The following is an 8,922-nucleotide window of genomic DNA, read 5'->3' as shown; positions in this document are numbered from 1 at the left end:
CGTTCTGGTCGCGCCACCGGCCGGGTGACCGGTGGAACTGCCAGTGCTCGCTGGAGTCTACTGACGAGCCGGCGACAGGGATCAAGCATGAGGATGCGGTGGATCCGCACAAGGATGGACCCCACAAGGGACTCGGCGACAACCCGGGCAAGTCCGGCAGCCTGTTCGGCCAGGATCATCCGTACTATCCCGACAGCTGTTCGTCGTGTCCGTTTGCGGGAAGCCTCAAAAACCACCTGGGCATGCGATTCGGCAATAAAAAGAAGGATTGTAACAGCTGCCGCCAAGCCGACTATGCCATCCCCGACGAGGAGATCGAGCGCAGAAAGCAAAACCGTGCGAAATATCGAGAGCTGAAAAACGATCCTGAATGGCGCGACGTGGAATATGACAAGCGTACGGGCGGATTGCGAGGCCGGCATATCGGTCATATCATCCATGACAGCCCCAAGGCGGAGCGCTTCTTTGAAGGTCTTACTTCTACACAGCTCGAACTCGAGTGCCAGGCGGAGCTCTTCCGCATGGGGCGCGTCGCCTTACTCCTTGATGAGTCAAAAAAGAAGAATGGAGACAATCTTACCGCCCTTGATCTTGAACTGGATGGAGAGGTGATGGATATAAGATCAATAACAGGGCATGGGTGGTATTCGCACGCGCTCGAGAAAAAGAATACACAGCTAACCAAATACAATGCCCGCGAAGATGTAAAACATCCATCTAACTCCGTCTGCTTGTACTTTCACGATCCATCATTATTCGACCACAAAAAAATGATCAAATCCATTAAAAGATTCCAACATTACCGAGATAAACATGGTAATCTGTTGGATAGAAAGATCGAGCATGTTTATTGTGTGATCAAGGGAGCAGACAAACTACTCAAATATGATATATAAAACAAGCCGGGTCCCTCCTACATAGGAGCAACCCGACACCATTGGGCATGATAGCCTTGCGGCTAAAGACCATCGCAAAAGTAATATATTTCTTTTACACTCCAAACAATGACACCGCAAAAATTTCGCGAATTTGCCGAAAAAAGGCAAAAAGAGCTCGCAAAGCTTCTCCGCAGCGATCTGCCGCGGCTCATGGGAACAAAGGCGATGCAGCATTTCCGGGGCAATTTCGCCCGGGGTGGCTTTCTGGATGATAACCTACAGGCGTGGCCGTCGACGTGGCGTCAGCAGGCTCTCTCCGGAGCCGACGGACAGCGCGGGCCGCTGCTGTCGCGCACCAATACCCTGCGCAACCGGATCCTGTTCAAGCCTGCTCCGGGGCGCGTGCGCATCTACAACGATCTGATATATGCCGCTATCCACAACAACGGCGGCTGCATCACCATCACACCCATACTGCGCAATACGAAAGCATTAAAAACAGAAAAGGCCGCAGCGCAAGGCCACGACCTTTTCTATCATTTCGGCTGCGCTTCTGGAACGCCATGCGCCATGACAGCCGTTCTTTCATTCAGAGCATCAGTAGTTCCACTGACATGCAACCATTCTCAAGTTGGAGCATCCGATAGTACGGAAGTCTATGATCTGGTTATAGCGGCAATTGATGTAGACAAGAGCCTGATCAAACGAAACGTCGAGCGTCGAAATCTGATTGTTGTTGCAAAGCAGACGCTGCAGGAAGGTCTGATTCGAGAGATTGAGACTCGTCAGATCGTTATAGGAACAGTCGACAAAGAGCAGGTTCGGACAGTTGCTGACATCCAGAGTGGTCAGATCATTGTAGGAACATACCAGGTCAAGCAGGTTTTTGCAGTCGCGAAGGCCGAGCGTCACCATGTTGTTGTCGGAGCAGATCAGCGTGGAGAGCGAAGGCAGTCCGCTGACAATCATTGTATTTATCTGATTGTCATCGACGTTAAGATTCTGCAGGCTTTCCACACCGGCAAGATTCAGGCTTGTCAGCTTGTTGTAGCCGCAATAAAGGTTCTTGAGCTTCGTGCATCCCGAAACGTTGAGTGCTTCAAGATGGTTGCCCTGACAGTTGAGCGTCTGAAGTTCGGATACATTGGAAACGTTCAGTTCCACAAACAGATTGTTGGAAACATTCAGGTTCTTGAGCGACGGCACGCCATCGAAGTTGACGTTGTCCGACAGACGGTTTTTGTAGAGGGTCACCTTCTGGAGCACAGGACACTGTTGCATATCAGCCGCAGTCAGCACATTGCGGCTCGCATTGAGCTCGGTGAGCGCCGGAGCGTTGACTACGGCAACGGACGTAAGCTTGTTGCGCGACACATCGACTTTAGTCAGTGATTTGAAATTGTTGAGCGAGAGTTGTCCGGCAAGGTGCTTGTCCTTCCACTCGATCGCTGTGACATGTCCGCCGACGACAGTAAGTCCCTCCACTCCACCGCTGAGCTGCGACGGATTGGCTACCTTAAGAACCTGAGCATTTGTCGTACCGTTTTCCGATGTCTGGGCCAAAAAGGCCGAAATCTGCTTGGCCTCGTTTTTGTCGAGATTCTGTGCGAACACCGTCGAACACCCAAGCAGGACAGCTGTGATCAATAGAAACTTTTTCATATTACTTTTAATGAATTGTGTTAGTTTTTATAATCTTAACACACTCCAATCGAAAAAGTTTTTTCGCTTGATCAGACTATGAAAAAAATCCCCGATTTTTTCAGACAACCATGGTCGGGCCATATCCAACCTTGTCGGAACACTCTCTAAAACGGAGTCGGCTCGTCAGTAGCTCCAAGAAAATCGGCCGAACCACCCGAGAATGTAGCCCCTGCCGATGACGACATGCCGCCATCGTCGCCCGACGCATTCATCTTTGAGCCGACAGACACCGCCGATACCATCGGGCCGTCTTCCCAGTTCTCAAATCTTGCAAACTCCTTGCGAAACCGCATCTTGACGTCATCGACACGGCCGCTACGATGCTTGGCGACGATAAATTCAGCAAGTCCGCGTATGTTGCGTCCCTCCATATCGGTATCCGAACGCAGATAATACTCCGGGCGGTGAATAAAACACACGATATCGGCGTCCTGCTCTATGGCTCCTGATTCACGCAGGTCGGAGAGCTGCGGGCGCTTGCTGTCGCGGTCGCCATCCTTTCCGCGGGTTTCCACCGAACGGTTGAGCTGCGACAGCGCCACTATAGGAATATCCAGTTCTTTGGCCAACTGTTTGAGCGATCGAGATATCATCGACACCTCCTGCTCACGGCTGCCGAATTTCATGCCGGTGGCATTCATAAGCTGCAGATAGTCGATGATTATAAATCTCACCTGATGTTCCCTGACCAATCGGCGCGCCTTGGTACGCAGCTCAAGGATCGACAGTGAGGGTGTATCGTCAATATACAGCCGCGCATCCTGCAACTCCTTGACGCGGCTCATCAGCTGATCCCATTCCATTGGCGACAGCTGACCGCTCTTGATCTTTTCGCCGCCAAGCTCACAGACATTACTGATCAGACGGTTGACAAGCTGCACGTTGGACATCTCAAGCGAGAATATAGCTACAGGGATCTCATAGTTCACAGCCATATTCTTTGCCATCGAAAGCACGAATGCCGTTTTGCCCATAGCCGGTCGCGCGGCAATGATAATAAGATCCGAGCTTTGCCATCCCGAGGTGAGTTTATCGAGTTCGTGAAAACCTGATTCAAGGCCACTCAGTCCAGAAGCACGGTTGGCGGCAGCCTGAATCTGCTTGATGGCCTGCTCTATGACGGGATTGATCTGCGTTACATCCTTCTTTACATTGCGCTGCGAGATCTCAAACAGACGTCCTTCGGCCTCCTGCAGCAGATCGTCGACATCGTGTACCTCATCAAATGCCTTGGTGCTTATGTCGGACGAGAACGAGATAAGCTCTCTGGCAAGATATTTCTGCGCGACAATGCGGGCATGATATTCGACATTAGCTCCGGAGAGCACCCTTGATGTGAGTTCAGAAACCACTACCGGACCACCGATCTTTTCCAGATTGCCGTCAAGACGCAACTGCTCCGTGACCGTAAGCATGTCGATCGGTTTCTGAGCGGCGCCGAGCTGCTGTATAGCCGCATAGACCATAGAGTTGACCGGATCGTAGAAAGATTCGGGCTTCAGAAGGTCGCAGACCACCGAATAGGCGTCTTTTTCAAGCATCAGAGCGCCAAGCACGGCCTGCTCCACATCCAGATCGCGCGGAGGGACTCTACCTCCGAGATCGGCATCGTTTTTTGCACGTGGGGTATAATTGTTGCTACGCTTTGTTTCCATGGTGCAAAGTTACAAAACTGTCGCCGACTCTATGGCACGACGACACCAAAAGCTGTCAACATTATATCGACAAAGTTTTCCACACCCAGGAAACAGCAGATTGAAACGGCATGGTTCAGCCCGTGGCGAAGCGTCACTCTATGACACGTCTTACCGAAATGAAACGCCGGCTATAATATCCGCCGTCGGGATAATTGGTGACCACCACTCCCTGACTGCACGATGCATGGATAAACTTCAGAGTACCTTTGGCCGGATCGACATCTATAACCATGCCTACATGACCTATCGTCGACTTACTCACGCGACGACCACTGAAAAATATCAGATCGCCGACCTTAGCATCTTCAAGAGATATTTTAGTACCCTGCGTACCCTGAAGCCGCGATGCCCTGCCGAGCGAGAAACCAAACTTTCCGTAGACATGGCTTGTAAATCCGGAGCAGTCGAAAGCTTTCGGCCCTTTTGATCCCCGGCGGTAACGGCAGCCAAGATAGCGCTTGGCATATTCCACCATTTCAGCCTGCATCAGCCGGTAGAGTGTCGACTCCCCTTCTGAAGCGATCTTGCGCGACGATGTAAGAGTCGATTCGATCGGAGGGATGAGCGAGAAGACGCCAGTGCGTGGAGTCTCGACCTTAATGGGAAGCATCAGTTCGCTGACTGGAGCGGCCGGACGGCTTGCCCAGACGGGGACGGAGATGATGGTTGTCAGTAATATGATGACTGCTGTGCGGATCATAAATCTGAATGAATAATGATTGGTCTGACAGGCCTAAGCCTGCCGCTGTCAATTTCACGTTGCAAAATTACCAAATATTTATGTTAATAAATGTGATATTTTGATAAAGATAACGCATAAATTTAACAGACATACCATTCCCGGATCACAGTATCAGCCGTAACCCGTCCATATCAGACCGGCAGACCGCGCTTTAGTTTCTCCACTATAGCGTCGATACGGGCAAGCTGATCGGGTATTTTAATACCTTGCGGACAATGCGGGACACACTCACCACACCCGATACACCGTTCGGCCTGACGCAAACGCGGCACACTCCGGTCGTAGCCGACAAGAAACGCTTTTCGGGCGCGTTCATAATCAGGATCGACCGATCTCGACGGCACTTCTCCCTCGTTTACACACCGGTTGTAGTGTCTGAATATCGAAGGAATATCTATGCCATAAGGACATGGCATACAATACTTACAGTCCGTACAGCCCACGGTAGGATATGAAAGTATGATTCTGGCTGCCATGTCAAGGAAAGCAAGTTCATCGTCAGTCAAAGGCTGCAACGGAGAATATGTGCGCAGGTTGTCACGCAGATGTTCCCTGTAGGTCATGCCGCTGAGCACTGTCAGCACTCCTTCAAAGGAGCCGGCATATCTGAAGGCCCATGAGGCAACGCTGTCGGCTGGCCGGCGCTGTTTCATCCGTGCTGTCAGATTGTTGTTGACGCTCGCCAGACGGCCTCCGAGCAACGGCTCCATGATCACTGCCGGAATGCCGCGTTTACGCAATTCGCCATAAAGATATTCGGCATTCGTATTGCGTTCGTTCACCTCCTTGGCATGATTCCAGTCGATATAATTCAGCTGTATCTGCACGAAATCCCACCGATAACGGTCGTGGTTGGCAAGCAAATAGTCAAACACCTCGACATCGCCATGATATGAGAATCCAAGATTGCGTATTCGTCCGGCCTCTCGCTCAGCCATGAGGAAATCAAGCATACCGTTGTCGAGATAGCGCCCGTGGAGATTTTCCATACCACCCTGCCCGACGGCGTGCAGCAGCATATAGTCGATATAATCGGTGCGCAACTCACGGAGGGAATTGCGATACATTTCTATCGATTTCTCCCGCGGCCATGTCGAAGGATTGAAATTCGAAAGCTTGGTGGCTATAAAATATGACTGTCGGGGATGGCGACTCAGGGCTATGCCCATGGCACGCTCACTGAACCCCTTGCAATAAGCAGGCGACGTATCGAAATAATTGACGCCACCCTTCAGGGCTTCGTCGACCGACCGGTTGACCTCTTCCTGATCAATTACATCCTGCCCGTCGGCATCTTTCACTGTCGGCAGACGCATACATCCGTAACCAAGTATCGACACCCGATCGCCTGTTGACGGAGTCATACGGTAAGTCATATCACCTGGATCAACCGCGTCGGATGCAACAGAATCTGCACTTCCACGCCCATTGCATCCGACAACCGAAAGCGCAGCCCCGGCTCCCATAAACTTGAGAAAACCGCGTCGTGATATATTTTTATCGTGTTTCATCGCTCATCCATCTATTCTATGTATTTCATAACCCGACACCACTATGGCGCTGGCAGGAGAAACCGGGCAAAGATTCTCGCAAGCACCACATCCGATACAGCGCGATTCGTTGACTACCGGCATAAGGCGCGATCCGTCGGCATCGGACGGATCAACCGCCGCCATCTCGATCGCCCCGGCGGGACATTTACGGGAGCATTTGCCGCAATTGACACCTTCAGATACCGACAGACACTTCTCGTAATCGATATGGGCATATCCGATGTGTATCGCCGACTTTTCAGCCTCATCGATCTTTAATATAGCTCCCGCAGGACACACTTCGCTGCAACGCGTGCATTCAGGCCGGCAGTATCCATGCTCGTAGCCGACCTCAGGCTGAAGAAGCGACGCCAAATCCATAGAGGGACGCAACACCCCGTTGGGACAGTTGGATATACAAGCTTGGCAGGCCGTACACCGGCGTTGGAGATTGGCCACGCTTACAGCTCCGGGCGGCACGATACGCCCTTTGCGGATCGGTACGGTTTTCGGCACGATAGGCGCCAGACCACCGTCGTGCAGCTTACCCACGGCGGCATTGGCAGCAGCCGCACCGGCGATCACCGCTCCTGCCGTCAGAAACGTGCGCCTCGTTGTGTCGACCGGAGGTTGCGTCACTTCGGCAACATCACGCTTAAAATTGCGGAAGGTATAACTGATCGCTCCCTGACGGCAATTGTCAATACAATCCATGCACGCCACGCATCGCGAATAGTCCACACTATGCGACGATGCATCGATACAGGAAGCCTTGCAGTTGCGCTCGCAGCTGCGGCATCCGTTACACTTCGACGTGTCGATGACAGGTCTTAGCAGAGATAGTTTGGAGAGGCATCCAAGGATCGTACCCACCGGACATATCGTATTGCAATAACGCCGGCCTCCGAACCATGACATCAATCCTACCACAGCAAGCGTCAGGAAGGCGACTATCATGACCGGCCACATAACAGGCACGCTATCCACCCTGTAGAAAGCATACGATCCGTGACCCTCGGCCTCTGCGGCAAGCACATTGTTGACACCGTCATAGACCGGAGCTATCAACGCCGACGCGATTCGTCCATATCCGCTATACGGATCAAGCAATCCAGCCAGATAGGTAAAACCTGTAGCAATAAGCAGGGCGAACAGCACAAACACTCCCATACGCGCCACTGTGAGCGCCTTCGTGTATCTGAAACGATTTCGCCGGCTGCGCCGCGGCCCGACGTGGGAACGCATCCAGTTGATGCAATCCTGAATTATTCCGAGCGGACATATCACCGAACAATACACACGCCCCATCACCACTGTGATCAGCAGCAATACGGCAAGCGCTATGACATTCAGAGCCATCACAGCCGGAACAAACTGCATACCCGCGAGCCAGCTCCACCACCGCACAGCAAATCCGGTAAAGTCTATAAACAGAGCCGTGACACATATCAAAACTGCGACAGCTACTACAATACGTATTTTCCTAAGCATAAGTGAGTGTTCAAAATTTAAGCATAAGATGAACTTCTTACACATGCAAATGTAGTGTTTTTTCAGATGGCATACAACACAGCTCAATGTTAATAAACACTAACAGTACAAATCAATAGCGCTGATTAATTGCAATCACTCAAAAAATATGCGTATCTTGTGGAAGAATTTCATTTATCGCCCGAAGGATGATAGATTTCGAACGCATATTATTCAATATCGACATACCGGCAACCATAGATGCCGCCGCCGGGACTCTGCTCGTCGCCGAGCCGTTTCTGAAAGAGGAGTGCTTTGCCCATTCAGTCATATACATCGTAGACCATGCATCCGACAGCAGCTCAATGGGTGTCGTGCTCAACCACATCACACGACACCGTCTTTCGGATCTGATCGACGGCATTGACAGTGCGCATGACACACCGGTGTTTTGCGGCGGCCCGGTCGGCGCCAACCGATTGTTTTTCATGCACACACTCGGCGACATAATCCCGCAGTCGCAGGAAATCGGTTCGGGAATGTATATCGGCGGTGATTTCGACTGTATGCGTCAGTATATCAACGCCGGCTATCCTACCGAAGGCAAAATCAGATTTTTTATCGGCTACAGCGGTTGGAGCGCGCGCCAGCTCGAAGATGAGATCCAAAGCAATGTATGGGCTGTCAGCGGATTCAAGTCGGCCGAACGTTTGCTGAAAGGACATGGCGATTCCTATTGGCACCGTACGGTACGGTCTATGGACAGCCGGTTCAGGGGCTGGCTTTATCATCCGCAGAATCCTCACGCCAACTGATCACTGTCATTCTGACCCAAATCAAGCCCTCCACATTTACATTTTATTTTGCGGGAAAGATTACGAGTGTGTTTACTTTTAACT

General features: G+C 51.5%; 6 protein-coding genes and 1 pseudogene. 2 read left to right on the top strand and 5 right to left on the bottom strand.

The genetic code is table 11. The features are described from left to right. A pseudogene (locus C5O24_RS14015) lies at window positions 1-896 on the top strand (hypothetical protein); the annotation flags it as partial. A 579-nt stretch (window positions 897-1,475) separates the two neighbouring features. On the opposite strand, the gene C5O24_RS08735 reads toward C5O24_RS14015, so the two are convergent. The 5 genes from C5O24_RS08735 to C5O24_RS08715 all read right to left on the bottom strand — a co-directional run bounded on the left by C5O24_RS08735 (window position 1,476) and on the right by C5O24_RS08715 (window position 8,044). Then, window positions 1,476-2,540 (bottom strand): leucine-rich repeat domain-containing protein, encoded by a 1,065-nt coding sequence (locus C5O24_RS08735; protein WP_107034806.1) that lies wholly within the window; start codon window positions 2,538-2,540, stop codon window positions 1,476-1,478. Window positions 2,541-2,686: 146 nt separating this feature from the next. Beyond that, a complete protein-coding gene (gene dnaB, locus C5O24_RS08730) occupies window positions 2,687-4,237 on the bottom strand; it encodes a replicative DNA helicase (protein WP_107681717.1) in 1,551 nt (516 codons plus the stop codon). A 133-nt stretch (window positions 4,238-4,370) separates the two neighbouring features. After that, entirely contained in the window at window positions 4,371-4,979 is a 609-nt protein-coding gene (locus C5O24_RS08725) for a C40 family peptidase (RefSeq protein ID WP_107681716.1), read from the bottom strand. Window positions 4,980-5,152: 173 nt separating this feature from the next. Next, on the bottom strand, window positions 5,153-6,532 hold the full coding sequence (locus C5O24_RS08720; RefSeq protein WP_107034809.1) for an aldo/keto reductase: 1,380 nt from the start codon (window positions 6,530-6,532) through the stop codon (window positions 5,153-5,155). A gap of 3 nt (window positions 6,533-6,535) precedes the next feature. Further along, window positions 6,536-8,044 carry a 4Fe-4S binding protein gene (locus C5O24_RS08715; RefSeq protein WP_107681715.1) on the bottom strand — a complete coding sequence of 503 codons (1,509 nt, stop codon included), beginning with the start codon at window positions 8,042-8,044 and terminating at the stop codon, window positions 6,536-6,538. A gap of 188 nt (window positions 8,045-8,232) precedes the next feature. On the opposite strand from C5O24_RS08715, the gene C5O24_RS08710 reads away from it, so the two are divergent. Continuing rightward, window positions 8,233-8,838, top strand: coding sequence for a YqgE/AlgH family protein (locus tag C5O24_RS08710; protein WP_107681714.1), 606 nt, complete (start codon window positions 8,233-8,235; stop codon window positions 8,836-8,838). Window positions 8,839-8,922: the final 84 nt, after the last annotated feature.

The sequence above is a fragment of the Paramuribaculum intestinale genome (genome assembly GCF_003024925.1).
In the GTDB taxonomy this organism is placed as follows: Bacteria; Bacteroidota; Bacteroidia; order Bacteroidales; family Muribaculaceae; genus Paramuribaculum; species Paramuribaculum intestinale.
The sequence above is the reverse complement of the archived record's forward strand: the minus strand, read 5'-3'. Positions and strand labels throughout refer to the sequence as shown.

Excerpts from the sequence above, each read along its gene's own strand:
- C5O24_RS08715 (WP_107681715.1), bottom strand. The coding sequence starts at position 8,044 with ATGCTTAGGAAAATACGTATTGTAGTAGCTGTCGCAGTTTTGATATGT.
- dnaB (WP_107681717.1), bottom strand. The coding sequence starts at position 4,237 with ATGGAAACAAAGCGTAGCAACAATTATACCCCACGTGCAAAAAACGAT.
- C5O24_RS08725 (WP_107681716.1), bottom strand. The coding sequence starts at position 4,979 with ATGATCCGCACAGCAGTCATCATATTACTGACAACCATCATCTCCGTC.
- C5O24_RS08720 (WP_107034809.1), bottom strand. The coding sequence starts at position 6,532 with ATGAAACACGATAAAAATATATCACGACGCGGTTTTCTCAAGTTTATG.
- C5O24_RS08710 (WP_107681714.1), top strand. The coding sequence starts at position 8,233 with ATGATAGATTTCGAACGCATATTATTCAATATCGACATACCGGCAACC.
- C5O24_RS08735 (WP_107034806.1), bottom strand. The coding sequence starts at position 2,540 with ATGAAAAAGTTTCTATTGATCACAGCTGTCCTGCTTGGGTGTTCGACG.